7 protein-coding genes and 1 pseudogene are annotated in these 14,543 nt (G+C 68.8%); 6 read left to right on the top strand and 2 right to left on the bottom strand.

From position 1 onward, the window contains the following. Nucleotides 1-331 precede the first annotated feature (331 nt). From G7Y50_RS03485 to G7Y50_RS12190, 5 genes are all read left to right on the top strand, one after another. Nucleotides 332-967, top strand: coding sequence for a DUF4430 domain-containing protein (locus G7Y50_RS03485; RefSeq protein WP_165051788.1), 636 nt, complete (start codon nucleotides 332-334; stop codon nucleotides 965-967). A gap of 5 nt (nucleotides 968-972) precedes the next feature. Next, entirely contained in the window at nucleotides 973-2,085 is a 1,113-nt protein-coding gene (locus G7Y50_RS03480; protein WP_206214754.1) for an energy-coupling factor transporter transmembrane protein EcfT, read from the top strand. Further along, complete coding sequence (locus G7Y50_RS03475; protein WP_165051781.1) at nucleotides 2,073-3,692, top strand: ABC transporter ATP-binding protein; 1,620 nt, start codon at nucleotides 2,073-2,075, stop codon at nucleotides 3,690-3,692. The genes G7Y50_RS03480 and G7Y50_RS03475 overlap by 13 nt, the downstream gene beginning before the upstream one ends. After that, nucleotides 3,689-4,393, top strand: a complete 705-nt coding sequence (locus G7Y50_RS03470) for an ECF transporter S component (protein WP_165051758.1) — start codon at nucleotides 3,689-3,691, stop codon at nucleotides 4,391-4,393. Before G7Y50_RS03475 ends, G7Y50_RS03470 begins: the two co-directional genes overlap by 4 nt. A 385-nt stretch (nucleotides 4,394-4,778) precedes the next feature. Continuing rightward, the gene (locus tag G7Y50_RS12190) at nucleotides 4,779-7,145 is read left to right on the top strand and encodes an InlB B-repeat-containing protein (protein ID WP_304518545.1); all 2,367 of its coding nucleotides are present in this window, start codon (nucleotides 4,779-4,781) and stop codon (nucleotides 7,143-7,145) included. A gap of 250 nt (nucleotides 7,146-7,395) precedes the next feature. Here the strand turns inward: G7Y50_RS12190 and G7Y50_RS12005 are convergent, their stop codons facing one another. Both G7Y50_RS12005 and G7Y50_RS03455 read right to left on the bottom strand, forming a co-directional pair. Next, nucleotides 7,396-11,916, bottom strand: a complete 4,521-nt coding sequence (locus G7Y50_RS12005) for an acyl-CoA dehydratase activase (RefSeq protein WP_165051739.1) — start codon at nucleotides 11,914-11,916, stop codon at nucleotides 7,396-7,398. 311 nt (nucleotides 11,917-12,227) lie between these two features. Further along, on the bottom strand, nucleotides 12,228-14,015 hold the full coding sequence (locus G7Y50_RS03455; protein ID WP_165051730.1) for a helix-turn-helix transcriptional regulator: 1,788 nt from the start codon (nucleotides 14,013-14,015) through the stop codon (nucleotides 12,228-12,230). 313 nt (nucleotides 14,016-14,328) lie between these two features. Here G7Y50_RS03455 and G7Y50_RS03450 point away from each other — a divergent pair. Continuing rightward, nucleotides 14,329-14,543 (top strand): annotated as a pseudogene (locus G7Y50_RS03450) (hypothetical protein); the annotation flags it as partial.

Genomic DNA, 14,543 nt, shown 5'->3' with positions numbered 1-14,543 from the left:
AGAGAAAGAGAGCGGCGCCCTCGAAAGCGAGTCGGGGGCGCCTCGCGCCGATGGTGACGCTGCGCCGGGCGCTGGAGATGCTGGCGCCCGCGCGTGCGAGGACGAGGTGGCTGCAGCTAATGACGCTGCGCCGGCGGCTGATGCGCGGGTGATTCCTGCGCGCGCTGCGGGGGCAAAATCCAATGAGCCCGAGAATGGCGCCGCACCTGCTTCCCCGCGAAGCAGGCGGCCTGTTGCCATCGGGGTTCTTTGCGCGGCGTTGGTGCTGGTCATCGCAGCGTGTGTGTTCGCGTTCGGCTCTCCGAGCTCGGTGGTCGAAAACGAGCCAGCAGTGCAGGGGTCATCCCAGAGCCAGCAGGTCGATCCAGCTGAGGGCGTCGGCGAAGGCGGCGAAGGCGGCGCGGCGGAGTCGGGCGATTCCGAGGCCGCGGCTGGCGGCGCGTCCTCCGCTGGCGCTTCCGCCGAGGGTCCTGCCGACGGTGATGCCGGCTCGGCTGGTGCTGCCCCTGGCGGCGACGCTGCCGCTGGCGGCGCCGCGGCGGGCGCGTCGGGCAGCTCCGGCGAACCCGGTGGCTCGGGCAACTCCGGCGGCGCGGGGCCTTCCACCCCTTCCGCCCCCGCTGCGCCTTCCGCGCCGACTCCCGCGCCAGCTCCTGCCCCTGCCACCATCACGGTGTCGGTCTACGTCGACAGCTCCAAGGCCGCGAGCGCGGGCTATCCCAGCTGCATGGCCTCCACGTCGGTGAGCCTGCGCGAGGGCGCGACGGCGTACGACGCCCTGTGCGCGTCGGGCGTGTCCGTGAGCGGCTCGAGCTCCTACGTGACGGCCATCAACGGGCTCGCCGAGAAGCAGGTCAGCGCCGGAAGCGGCTGGATGTACTCAGTCAACGGCTCCACGCCGATGGTCCCCGCGGGCAGCTACGTGCTCTCATCAGGCGATTCTGTTCGCTGGTACTACGTCGTCTAGCCGCGATGGCCCACGGCGAAACCCATAGCCGCGCAGGCGCCGGCGATCCCGGCGGCGCCCGAGATGCGCAGGGCGCCTGCCGCGAAGGGCAGAAGGGCCTTCCCGGCGAAGGTCCCCGCTCCTTTGCCGCAGGCGCCTTCGACGCGCTGCACCCCGCGGTGGCGGTGGCCTACGCCGCCATCGCGCTCGTGCTCACCATGGCCGCCTTCCAGCCGGTGCTCGTGGCGCTCGCGCTCGCGGCGGCGATCTGCCTGGGCGTGTGCCTGCGCGGCGGCCGCCAGGTGGCGTGCGCCGCGCTGTGGCAGGTCCCGATGCTGGTGCTCGTCGCGCTCGCCAATCCGCTCTTCGCCCCGATGGGCTCGACGGAGCTCTTCCGCATCGGCGTGCGCGCCGTGTACCTCGAGAGCTTCGCGTACGGCCTCTGCATGGGCGCGCTGCTCGTGGCCGTCATGGTCGAGTTCGCCAACGCGGCGTGCGTGCTCACGTCCGACAAGGTGACGGGCGTGCTGGGCAACCGCCTGCCCACGGTGGCGCTCATGACGTCGATGTGCATGCGCCTCATCCCGCGCTTCGTGCGGCAGGGCCGCGAGATAAGCGCCGTCCAGAAGGCATGCACGGCGGCGCGTCGGAACGTCGCGCGGACGAGCGCGAACGGGCTTGCGCATGCGGAAGCGAGCGAAAGCGCAGCCGCCTGCGCGTCCCAACGCGCAAGCGAAGCCGCCGGCGCACGCGCCCTCCGCGCCTCCCGCCCGCCCATCGCGCCCAGCGGCGCCGGGCGGCTGCGCGAAGGCGTGCGCGTCGCTTCCGCCCTCGTGGGGTGGGGGATGGAGGACTCCCTCGAGACGGCCGACGCCATGCGCAGCCGCGGGTGGGCGAGCGGGCGTGCCCGCACCACCTACCGTCGGCAGCGCTTCTCCCGCGCCGACGCCCTCGCGCTCGCCGTGGTCCTCGGCCTCGGCGCGGTGTGCGCCGCCTGCGCGTGGACGGCCGCGTCGCAGTACCGCTTCTACCCCTCCCTGAGCACGCTCACGCTGTGGTGGGGCTACGTGCCCTACGCGCTGTACTTCTTCCTGCCGTGCCTCGTCATCCTAGGAGACCGCCTGCGATGGATGCGCTGACTTACACACGCTTCGGCTTCACGTACGCGGGCGCTGATGCCCCTGCGCTCGAGGACGCGGACTGGGCGGTGCCCCAGGGCGCGTTCGCCCTGCTCGTGGGCAACACGGGGTCGGGCAAGACCACGTTTCTGCGCTGCGCGAAGCCCGAGATAGCGCCGGCGGGCGCACGCGCGGGCGCGGTGCGCGCGTTCGGCGAGGAGGTGGCCGCGGGGGGACGGGCGCCGCACGTGGGGTACGTGTTCCAGAGCCCCGACAACCAGATCGTGTGCGACACGGTGTGGCACGAGCTGGCGTTCGGGCTGGAGAACGAAGGGCTCGACCAGGACACGATGCGCCGCCGCGTGGCCGAGGTGGCGCACTTCTTCGGCATGGAGCCGTGGTTTCGGCGGGAGGTGTCCACGCTGTCAGGCGGGCAGAAACAGCTGCTGAACCTGGCGGCGGTGCTCGCGCTGCGCCCGCGCCTGCTGCTGCTCGACGAGCCCACCGCGCAGCTCGACCCCGTGGCTCAGCGCAGCTTCCTGCACGCGCTCTTCCGCGTGAACCGCGAACTGGGCATCACGGTGGTGGTGGCTACGCACAGCCCCGAGGCGATGGCCGACTACGCCACGTGCGCCGCGCGCGTGGAGGGCGGGCGCGTGCTGCCCTGCGCCCTCGATGACCTGCGGATTCGGGAAGGCGAGGCGCATGCTTGGGGTGCGGAAGGGGAGGGGGCGGAAGCGCTTGCGCTGGAGCAAGGCCCCGCCGGTCCGCGCGCCACTCGCTCCGCCTTCGTGGACTCGTTCCGCCGCGCACCCCGCTCCTTCCCCGAGCCCGCCCCCGCGACCCCGCTCGCGCTCGAGGGCGCGTTCTTCCGCTACGCGCGTAACGCCGCGTGGGTCCTGCGCAACATGGACCTCGACCTCTCGCGCCCGGGCGTCCACGCCATCGTGGGCGGCAACGGCTGCGGGAAGTCCACGGTGCTGCGCGTGCTCGCGGGCGTGCTCGCGCCTGAGCGCGGGCGCGTGCGCAACGCCCTGCGCCGCGAGCAGGCGCTGCTCCCGCAAGACCCCCAGGCGCTGCTGGTGTGCGATACGGTGCGCGATGAGCTGGGCGAATGGGCGCACGGCGCAGGCTACGGCAGCGCGGAGATCGACGCGGCCATGGCGCGCATGGGGATCGGGGAGCTTGCGGACCGGCATCCCTTCGACGTGAGCGGCGGGCAGCAGCAGAAGGTCGCGCTGGCGAAGCTCATGCTCACGCGCCCGCGCCTGCTGCTGCTCGACGAGCCCGTCAAGGGCCTCGACGCGCCCTCGAAGTGCGAGGTGGCGCGCGCGCTGCTCGAGCTGCGCGCCGAGGGGTGCCAGGTGGTGCTGGTGACGCACGACCTGGCGTTCGCCTCGCGCGTGGCCGATGACATGACGATGCTCTTCGACGGCGAGGTGGCGTGCAGCCAGCCCGCGCGCGCGTTCTGCCGCGAGAACCTCTTCTACCGCCCGCAGCCTGACCAGTTCACACAGCTCTGGGATGAGGAAGAGGCGAACCGGGCGGGCCAGGCGGGAGCCGCCGCGCCATACATCGCGCAGCCCGGCTCCGCGCCCGATCCCGCCGCGAAAGGCCCCCGCGCATGAGGGCGCGCGTGCTCGCCGCGCTCGAGCCGGTCGTGCTCGCCTGCGTCCCCGTGGCGCTGGCGCTCGCCGCCTTCTTCCAGTTCGACCAGACGGCGCTGCTCACCTTCGCGGTGGCGGTGGGCGCGCTGGCCGTGTTCTTCGCGGGCTGGGAGGCGTCAAGCCCCGCGTTGCGCCAGGTCATGCCCGCGGCGGTGCTCGGCGCGCTGGCGGCGGCGGGGCGCATCCTGTTCGCGCCCGTCCCCGACGTGAAGCCCGTGAGCGCCATCTGCATCCTGGCGGGCGCGGTGTTCGGGCGGAGGGTCGGCTTCATGACGGGCGCGCTCGCGGCGCTCACCTCCAACTTCTTCTTCGGGCAGGGCGCGTGGACGCCCTGGCAGATGTACGCGTGGGGGCTCGTGGGGTACCTCGCGGGCGTCCTGTCCGAGCGCGGGGCGTTCGAGACGCGCGAGGACGCGCCGCGCCGCGCCGTCGTCTGCGCGTACGGCTTTCTCTCGGCGCTTCTGTACGGCGCGCTGCTGAACACGTGGACGCTCGTGGGGTTCGTGCATCCCCTCACGTGGGAGGCGGCGCTGCTCACCTACGGCGCCGGGCTGCCGTTCGACCTGGTGCATGCGGTGTCCACGGTGGCGTTTTTGCTGGTGATCTACGTGCCTTGGAAGAAGAAGCTCGATCGCGTGAGGACGAAGTACGCCCTGAGGTAGGTCAGGGGCCCGCACCTGCCTGCTTTTGCGGCCGCTTTCGCCCTCTGCCTGCGGCACTTCGTCACGCCCTCTGCCTGCGTCGCACCACGCCTCGCCTCGCATCACCTCGCCCCGTCCCACCATGCCTCGCCTACGTTTCGTCTTTGTGTGAACTTTTGCAATCTCGCATCGAACGATTTGATTTATGGCACCCCCCCTGTAATAATCTGCTCCATGGGCGAAATCACCCGTGTACGCGCATGTTTTGTGTTTGTAATGCTCATGTAAGGCTGATCAATTGAGTCCCCCTTGACATGAGCGCAGGCGCGCAATGGAGGCCGCACGAGGCGCGGTCACAACCCGCGTGACAGGCGGCAAGTCGCGGAAATGGGATTGGGTGGTCGAGATGCTTGAGAGATTCACGGATGTAAAGGGGACCCTCGAAGGCGAAGCTCTCTTGGTGCTCCTGTCAGGTGTGCTCGTCCTGGGCACGACGAGCAGCCCTGCGTTCGCCGCTCCTGGGGAAGACGGCGGCGAGGCTTCGTCGGCTTCCGAATCGGCGATCGTCGTTTCCATCGAGGGCCCCGACCAGATCTACGTCGGATCCGGCAATGGAGCCAGCCTGAGCCTCTTGGCAGAGCGGGATGGCAGCCCTGTTGCGCTGCCCTTTGGCACCGAGGTGGAATGGGCCTCGAGCGTGACAAGCGTCGCCTCTGTTGCTGATGACGGAACGATAACCGGTCTGACTGGCGGCGAGGTCACGGTCATAGCCAGAGTTGCGCTGGACGGCGTCTTCTATACGGCCGCAAGGGAAATGACCGTCGTGGAAGACCCTCAAAGGGCGAACCTGTTCTTCACCACCTTCGCCGTCAGTGACGGCCAGGGCCAAAGCTCCTCCAACGTGCAGGTCTTCTACAGCATCAACGGCAGCGAGCTGGCTGAGATGGGGATAGGCGAGTCGTTTGCGGTCGAGAAGAGCACCAGGTCTGAGTTCTATGTGAAGACGAAGGAAGGATACGGCGTCGGAACGACGTTCAGGCATTCCTCAACTGCGAGCAGTGACGGTGCGGGGAGATGGATGAACGGGACGTATTCCGACATCGACAACATTCGCCATAAAGGCACGCTGAGCCCCTTCGAGGATTTCCTGAACGCAGTCGACTCGGCCAAAGCGCGTGGTTGCACGAAAGAGTTTCACTATGGCAAGAACGACAAGGAATCGTATAGATATCGCCAGTTCGTGATCGCGGCTACCCCTATTCCCGTCAAGGTGAAATACGATCTGGACGGCGGCCAGCTCGCCGGCGAGTCCAGCTATGTCGACAGCAAGAGCTATTTCCACGGCAACGTTACGGAGCATCCGAACAGCAACGTCATCACGCTTCCTCAGGAAGAGCCTGCTAAAGGAGGGGCGCAATTCCATGGTTGGCAGCTGGGCATTAACGGGCGGACTTATAGCGCAGGCGAAAGCGTGGACGTCAATGCGCTCTGGCCGTACCTAGGCGACGTGAGAGATCCTGCTAGCGGAGCTGAGCTCACCTTCAAGGCTCTGTGGAGCAATGAGGTTTCGCTCAGCTATGATCCCAATGGCGCGGTGGCAGGTGCGCCTGTGGTCGACAGCGGAGCGTACCGCCCGGGAGACGAGGCTACCGTCAAAGAATGTACGTGGACGATGCTCAACCATGAGTTCGACGGCTGGGATACCGAGGCTCAGGGCACGGGCGTGCGATACGAAGCCGGAGATCAGATACAGCTCAATGAGAGCACCGTTCTCTATGCGCAGTGGAGGCCGAACGGCAGGATAAACTACGTTGCCAAAACGCTCGGCGGAGAAGCTGCAACGTCGGGCGGAGACGTGAGCCCCTCAGAGGAATGGGTCACCCCGAGGAACGCAAGCGCTGTCGCCAAGGGCTCCACGGCAACGCCCGGGCCGGGCTATGCGTTTGACGGCTGGTATGGCGACGAGGGCTTGAGCTCAAAGGTCAGCCCCGCTGCGTTTTTCGTCCCCCGCACTCCCGAGGGTGGCTGGGAAGGCACGACGACGTTCTACGCCAAGTTCGTGCCAAGCTGCACGCCGACGCCTGCGCCGGGACCCGATACGCCGGAACCTGCGCCGGGACCCGATACGCCGACTCCGGGGCCCGGCACGCCCACGCCTGCGCCCACGCCAGGGCCTGACACGCCCACGCCTGCGCCCACGCCGCCTCCAGCTCCTATACCAGCGCCTGACACCCCGATTCCGACGCCTGCGCCACCTGCGCCGGGACCTGACACGCCCACGCCAGGGCCCGACACGCCCGCGCCGGTCCCTGACGCGCCTGGCGATGTTCCGGACGCTCCTGGTGGCACCATCCCTGGCGGGGTGACTCCAGGTGGTGCTACGCCTGCCGATGTGACGCCGGGGCCGGCCGCTTCTGGCGTTGCGCCTGCTGTTTCGGTTCCTGTGACGCCGGAGCAGGTTCCCGGCGCGGCGCCCGATGGGATAGCTGCCCCTGCGGTCACGCCTCCTGCGAAGGCGCTTGAGGACGGGGCCGAGGACGGCGTCGGCGGCGGTCGCCCGTCGCTCGCTGATGTCGATGCCGAGGCTACCTCGCCGGCTGAGCGCCCTGCGGGCTGCTGGGTGCACCTCTGCATCATCCTCGGCATCGTGTTAACGCTGGTTTACGCCGCGTCCGTTGCCACCCGCCGCGCGCTGTTCTCGCGCCGCCTCAAGGAGCACGAGGACGACCTCGCCGACGCGACGGCTCCTGCCATGAGCGGCTTGGGCAAGTAGGAAAGGACGAGGGACATGAAGAAGGGCAACGCCACCTGTCTCGCTGCCATCCCCCAGGTGGCCCAGGGGCACTTTCGTCGTGTCATCCTGAGCGGAGCGCCCGCAGGGCGCGGAGTCGAAGGATCTGGTCGCAGGCGAGTGGCGCATGCGGGCGTACTGCGCTCGGGGGCAGATCCTTCGACTCGCTTCGCTCGCTCAGGATGACATAAGGGGAGGCTGCTCGATCGGGATGGCAGGAGGCCTGTTCTCCTCATGCTCTCCCGGCTTGGGCGCTCATCACGAGCATCTGGAGGCGGTTCTCCACGTTCGCGAAGCTCACGTCAGGGTCGTAGTCCAGAGGCAGGATCTGCGCGTCAGGGTAGCGGCGCTTGAGCGCCTTCGCGATGCCGCGCCCCACCACGTGGTTCGGCAGGCAGCCGAACGGCTGCAGGATCACGAACGTGCGGCAGCCGCGCGCGGCGTGGTGCAGGATCTCGCCGGGGATGAGCACGCCCTCGCCCGCGTCGAACGTGTGGTGCACGATGTCGTCAGACGCCTGCACCAGCTCGGGCAGGCGCGCGGGGCGCTCGTAGAGCGGGTGCGCCCGCGCGATGCGGTCGCAGTTGTCGTGCGCCAGCTCGAAGAACTCGTCGGAGACGGCGTTGGTGAGCTTGAAGCCGAGCGGCTTGTCCACACGGTACTCCTTCACCTGCGCATGCTTGTAGAAGTACGTCTTGCGGATGACGTCGGTCATGCGCGCCTCGATGATCTCGAAGCCGTTGCGCTCGAGGTAGCGCTCGACGTCGCGGTTGGCGCCGGGGTGGAAGTTCAACAGGTACTCGCCCACGATGAGCACGCGCGGCCGCGGCTGCGAGCGGTCGTAGCGCACGCGCGCCATGATCTCGATGCCGCGGCGGAAGCCCCGGTTCATGCCGCGGATTCCGCCGCCGATGCCCTCGATGAGCGCGTCGAGGGCCTCCTCGAACGCCGCATCGGCGCTGCCCGGCTCAAGCTCGTAGGGGCGCATCTTGCGCAGCAGCTCCTCGAGCACGTCGATGCACGGCAGCGCGAACGCGATGCGCATGGCCGACGGCAGGCTCAGCCGGAACCCGGGGTGCAGGTCGTGGGCGTCTTCGTCGTCGTTCGTGAGGATGGGCACGTGCGCGTATCCCGCGTCGTCGAGCGCCTTGCGCAGCAGCGCGCTGTAGTGCGTGAGGCGGCAGTCGCCCACGTACTTCGCCATCCCGATGCACACGTGGTCCGTGTCGTACCTTCCGCTCTCGAGCGCGGCGAGCGCCTCGCCGATCACGATCTGCGCGGGGAAGCAGATGTCGTTGTGCACGTGCTTCTTCCCCAGGCGGATGGCCTCTTCGCGCCCCAGGTCAATGGGCACGGCGTTCACGCCCTGCTTGGCGAACACGGCGGCCATCATGCGGGAGAACGCGTGCGAGGTGTTCGGCACGAGCACCGTCATCTGCGCCGCGCGGTCGGCGCGCGTGTACTTCACGGGGTAGGGGTCGGCCAGCGCGCGCGGCGCCAGCTTGCGCCCCAGGCGGCGGCGCAGCGTGAGCGTCTCCACGAACGAGCGCACGCGGATGCGCAGCGGCCCCTCGATGGGCGTCTCGTCCACCTTGAGGACGAGCGGCGCCTTGCCCGACGTCTCGTGCATGAGGTGGATGATCTCGTCGGACAGATAGGCGTCGTGCCCGCAGCCGAACGACACCACCTGCGCGTACTCGAGGTTCTCACTGCGCGCCGCCACGAGCGCGCTCGCGAGCATGCGCGCATGGAAGTTGTTCGCGATGTCGAGGCGGCTCTTCGAGAGGTCCACCTCGTTGACGCCGGGCACCGCGTCGGCGGTGAGCACGGGGATGCCCTGCTCGGCGAACATGCGCGGGAGGTCGTGGTTCACGAGCGGGTCGTTCTGGTAGGGGCGCGAGGCGAGCACCACGGCGAAGGTGCCGGCGTCCTCGGCGTGCTTGAGCGCCGCCTCGCCTGCGTTGCGCATGGTGGCGCGGAAGGCGCGCAGCGCGGCGTCGGCCTGCTCGATGGCAGCGCGCGCGAGCTCGGGCGCCACGTCGAACGTGCGCGCGAGGTAGGCGGTGAGCTGGCGGTCGCGGTCGGCGCGCCGGTACCAGTGGAACAGCGGCGTGTCGAAGGGGATGCCGAAGCGCTCCTCGGGGTTGTCGGAGGCGCGCATCACCATGGGGTAGCCCTTCACCACGGCGCACATGCTCTCGGCTGTGTCGGCCGTGCCCTCGGGCTCGACGGCGGTGATGATGGGCATGAAGATGCGGTCGACCTTCTGCCGCGCCAGGTCACGCACGTGCCCGTGCACGAGCTTGGCGGGGAAGCAGATGGTGTCCGACGTGACGGCGGCCAGGCCGCCCTCGTACATGCGCCGCGTGCTGGGGCGCGAGAACACGGGCACAAAGCCGAGCGACGCGAAGAGCACGCGCCAGAACGGGGCGGTGTCCCACAGGGCCAGCACGCGCGGCAGCCCGATGCGCAGGTTGCGCGCGGGCGCCACCTCGCGGTAGAACCAGTCGTCGAACAGGAGCTCCTCGCGCAGGGCGAACAAGTTGGGCACCTGCTCGAGCACGGCGGCGCGGGCGCGCACCTGCTCGCGCACGCCCTCGTCGCCCGCGTCGCCGATGACCTCGCCCTTGGGGCAGCGGTTGCCGGTCACCCACGAGGTGCCGTCGGCGAAGGCCACGCGCGTGCGGCTGCAGTGGTTGGCGCAGAACGGGCAGATGAGGTTGGTCTGCTGCTCATAGGAGAAATCGTCGAGCGCGTCGAGGCCGATGAAGGTGGAAGCGGGGCTTTGTTGGTGCGGGTCGTCCGCTCCGAAGGAGGCGAGGGGTGCCTCGTGCTCGGGCAAGGCTTCGCTTGGTGAAACAGCCCACTGGGCTGTTTCAGTCGCTGCAGAATCTGCGCGCGAGGCACCCCCCGCCCCCTTCGGAGCTGCGTTTTCGCTGGCTGCGTTCGCCAGGTGCTCCTTCGTCAGCAGGGCTACGCCGATGGCTCCCATCAGGCCGGGGTAGGGGGCGCGCGTGACTTCGCGGCCCACGTAGCGCTCGAAGGCGGCGAGCACGGCGTCGTTGGCGAACGTGCCGCCCTGCACCATGATGGCGTCCCCCAGCGCGTCGAGGTTCGACACGCGGATGACCTTGGTGAACACGTTCTCGACGATGGAGGCGCACAGCCCGGCCATGATGTCGGCGGGGGTCTTGCCGTTGCGCTGCTCGGTGACCACCGACGAGTTCATGAACACGGTGCAGCGGCTCCCCAGCGCGGCGGGCGACTCCGACGAGAACGCCATCTCGGCGATGCCCTCCACGGGAATGCCGAGCGTGGTGGCGAAGTTCTCCAAGAACGACCCGCAGCCGCTCGAGCACGCCTCGTTCATGAGGATGTCGGTGATGACGCCGTGGTCCATCCAGATGGCCTTCATGTCCTGCCCGCCGATGTCGAGCACGAAGCTCACGTCCGGCAGGTAGGCCTGCGCGGCGCGCGCATGCGCCACCGTCTCCACCGCGTGGTAGTCGAAGTGGAACGCCTGCGCGAACATGAGCTCGCCGTAGCCGGTCGACCCGGCGCCGAGTATCTCCAGCTCAACGCCGCGTTCGCGGTACTTGTCGCGCAGGTTGGCGAGCGCGGCGCGCGCCACGTCGAGCGGCTCGCCCTCGTTGGAGGCGTAGAAGGAGTCGAACGGCTCGCCGTCCTCGCCCAAGAGCACGAGCTTGGTGGTGGTCGAGCCCGAGTCCACGCCGAGGTAGGCGCGCAGCACGTCGCCGCGCGCCGCGGCGGGCGGGCTCATGGGCGGGGCGGCGTGGCGCGCCTCGAAGGCGGCGAGCTCCTCGTCGGTGGCGAACAAAGGCGGCGTGCGCGGCGCGTCGGCGTCGGCGGCGGGGTTGTAGGAGGCAAGCGTCGCGGCGGCCTCCCTCAGCGAGAGCGCGCGGTTCTGGCTCGTGGGGAAGTCGCGTGCCGCGATGGCTGCGCCGAGCGCCACCATGATCTCGGGGTGCTCGGGGATGATGACGTCTGCGGGCGCGAGGCTCAGCCGCTCGGCGAACACGCGCACGAGCGTGGGGTTGAACGTGAGCGGCCCGCCCTCGAAGATCACGGGCGGCTCGATGTCGATGCCCTGGGCCAGACCGCCGATGGTCTGCTTGGCGATGGCGTGCATGCTCGAGAGCGCGACGTCCTCCTTGGGAACGCCCTGGTTGAGCAGCGGCTGGATGTCCGTCTTGGCGTACACGCCGCAGCGGCCCGAGATGCTGTGCAGCGCCGTGCCGCGCGCGGCGAGCGCGTCGAGCTTTTCGACGGGCACGTTGAGCACGGTGGCGATCTCGTCGACGAAGGCGCCGGTGCCGCCCGCGCAGCTTCCGTTCATGCGCATGTCGGCCACGCCGAGCTTGCCGGTCTCGGCGTCGACGGCGAAGAAGATCATCTTGGCGTCTTGGCCGCCGAGCTCGATGGCGCAGCGCGCCTGCGGGTAGCGCGCGCCGATGGCGAGCGCGTTGGCGACCACTTCCTGCACGTAGGGCACGTCGAGCAGGCGTGCTACCGTGGTGCCGCCCGAGCCCGTCACGGCGGCCTCGACGCGCGCGCGGGGGAAGGCTGCGCGCAGCTCGGCGAGCAGGGCGCTCGCGCAGGCGGCCTGCTGCGCGTGGTGGCGGCGGTAGCGTGAGAACACGAGGGCGCGCGTGTCCGCGTCGAGCGCGGCCACCTTCGCGGTGGTCGACCCGACGTCAATGCCGACGAGCAGATGCGACGACGCGCCCGTCATGCAGGCCTCCTGCTGCGCGCGTTGCTCCCCTGACAAACGTGCGTGGGTATAAAGATTCCTAATAGTGCCATAGCCCAATTATAGGAGCACTTCAGCGCAACATAAACCGACAAAAGTCATGAGAATGCCCGCCTGAGGGGGCGCTGACACGCGCGTGTAGTTTCCCACGATATTATGGCGTGCGGGCCGTCTAGCCTGGCGCGCCAGACGCCCGCCCAGGGCCACGCGCTCGCAGGCAGACCGCCCGCCCAGGGCCACGCGCTCGCAGGCAGACCGCCCGCCCGCGGGCAAGTCGCCCGCAGGCGCCGCCCCTACCGCTCGTCCTCCTCGGACACCATCGCGAGCAGCTCCTGCTGCGTGTGGATGTCGAGCTTCTGGTAGATGTGGTAGATGTGCGTCTTGGCGGTGGACTGCGTGATGCAGAGCTTCTTCTGGATGTAGGCGGCGTTGTACCCCTTCGCCAGCAGGAAGAGCACCTCGGTCTCGCGGCGGGACAGCAGGTAGCGGTTTGCGATCGTCTCGCACTGCGTGCGGAACCGTCCGCTGCGCTTCTTCGACGGCGTCTCCACGACGGGGGTGCGGTCCTTCTCGCCGTTGACGCGCGCGGCGTCGATGGCGGCCAGCGTGCCCTCGTCCATGAGGTCGTCGGTGCTGATCATGCGCGCGTTCAGCTCGGCGGCTGCCTCGTCGTGCGATATGGTCAGCCGCCCGCTGTCGGCGATCGTCTCAAGGGGCGAGGAGCCCTGCGGGCTGAGCGGGTCGTTCTCCGCGCGCGGCTGGTCGCGCACCACCGCGTCGAGCTCGGCTGCCTCGTCGTTGATGTCGTCGAGCGGGGTGTGGCGATGCTCGAAGTCGGGGTCGATCATCCGCTTGATGTCGCGCACGCGCGGCAGGAACATGTAGGCCAGCACGAGCGCGGCGATGTAGAACAGGATGCCGCCGTAGGAGCCGAACGGCGTGAGCGCGTCGAGCATGGCGGGGTTCGTGAGCGTCATGGTGCCCACGAGCGAGCCGAGGGCCAGGACGCCGCGCCCCACGCCGAACACGAACACGGCCGAGAGGCGGAACGTCTGGCACAGCTGCCCGAAGAAGATCCACATGAGCGCCTCGAGGCACAGGTAGCCCGTCACGAGGATGATGGACGCGGCGATGGAGTTGTCGGTGATCGAGAGGGGCAGAAAGCACAGCGTGAGCATCACCACGGGCAGCATCACGCGGAACAGCGAGTCCCAGTAGCGGTGCATGCCCGCGAACAGCGTGAGCATGAGGATCACCACCACCACGATGGCCGCGGCCACCATCACGAGCGCGTTCACCGACAGGTCGGGCGAGGGGAGGATGATCTGCGTGGAGATGGAGCGCAGCGACCCGAGCGCGAAGCCCGCGAGCAGGACCGGCACGCCGAAGCGCGCCGTGAAGCGTCCCTTGCGAACGGGCAGCGGCTCGAAGAGGGGCACCTCGTGGCGCAGGATGTAGCTCTCGGGCGTCTTCTTCCACAGGATGGGGAGCTCGGCGAGGGGCAGAAGCGCCGCGATGATGCCCGAAAGCGGCGCGGGCACCAGGTAGAGCAGCACGGCGTACACGACCATGGCGAACACCATCGCGATCATGGTGTTCATCACGATGCTCGAGGAGCTGCAGCGCGCGAACGCCGTTCCCCAGAACAGCAGCAGCAGAGCCGAGCCCGCGCCCGACACCATGCCCGCCGCCACGGAGAGCGCGGTCATCGCGCCGCCGGTGGCGGGAATGAACAGCGCGAAGGTCGCCGCGCACATGAGCACCGCCGACGCCCGCATGGCGCGCTTGGAGGTGTAGAAGCGCAGGAAGCGCTGGTCGGTCACGCCCATGACGAGCAGCGACACGATGAACGTGACGATGGCGGCTATGAAGAACTCCGTGATGGAGGCGAACGAGAACGAGCGCGCTCCGAGCGGGGTCAGCTGCGGCACGCCGAAGAGGGCGGAGGTGCCGAAGAGGGTCGCGTAGATCCACGCCTGGTGCAGGCCGAAGCCGATGGAGAGCGCGGAAAGCTCGCCTTGGGAGTCGAAGCCTCGGGCGTCGCTGATGACGACGTTCACGCGCGGGAGGTGCAATGCCATGGTGCCTACCTTCAAGGGAATCGCTCTGGTTGCGGGTACGGTCTGCATTCTAGCAATCGCATCGTGAAAAACGAGCGTGCGCGCTGAAATTTCCCCTGAGGTGAACCGCACGCTCAATCAGACTCAAACAGCACTATTCACGTGGGAAAACGCGAAAAAGCGGAGTATGAGGGTTCGAGGAAAATCAAACCGAAAATCGACCGCTCAGCCCTGAAAGTGAGCACCGAAAGTCTGACCACACGCAAGGCGCCTTCTCGTAATCTATCGCCGGAAAGTTTTCGCGAACGTAGCGAAAACAAGAAAGGAGATCAACATGTGTTTTAGACCGGCAGATGCCTCTGCGGGCGCGGGCCCGAACAAGTGCCCCGAGTGCGGCAAGCCCATCCAGTCCATGGGCGGCCTCGTCCTGAAGTCCTGCCCCTTCTGCAAGTGCGACTTCACCCCCTACCTCAACGGCGAGAAGGCCGTGCCCGGCGCCCCCGCGGCCCCCGGCGCGCCCGCGGCGCCCGGCGCCCCGGCGGCCCCCGG

It is taken from the genome of Adlercreutzia sp. ZJ176 (genome assembly GCF_011038975.1).
Taxonomy (GTDB): Bacteria; Actinomycetota; Coriobacteriia; order Coriobacteriales; family Eggerthellaceae; genus CAAEEV01.
This window is presented reverse-complemented; position numbering and strand designations above follow the sequence as displayed.

Excerpts from the sequence above, each read along its gene's own strand:
- G7Y50_RS03480 (WP_206214754.1), top strand. The coding sequence starts at position 973 with ATGGCCCACGGCGAAACCCATAGCCGCGCAGGCGCCGGCGATCCCGGC.
- G7Y50_RS03475 (WP_165051781.1), top strand. The coding sequence starts at position 2,073 with ATGGATGCGCTGACTTACACACGCTTCGGCTTCACGTACGCGGGCGCT.
- G7Y50_RS03470 (WP_165051758.1), top strand. The coding sequence starts at position 3,689 with ATGAGGGCGCGCGTGCTCGCCGCGCTCGAGCCGGTCGTGCTCGCCTGC.
- G7Y50_RS12190 (WP_304518545.1), top strand. The coding sequence starts at position 4,779 with ATGCTTGAGAGATTCACGGATGTAAAGGGGACCCTCGAAGGCGAAGCT.
- G7Y50_RS12005 (WP_165051739.1), bottom strand. The coding sequence starts at position 11,916 with ATGACGGGCGCGTCGTCGCATCTGCTCGTCGGCATTGACGTCGGGTCG.
- G7Y50_RS03455 (WP_165051730.1), bottom strand. The coding sequence starts at position 14,015 with ATGGCATTGCACCTCCCGCGCGTGAACGTCGTCATCAGCGACGCCCGA.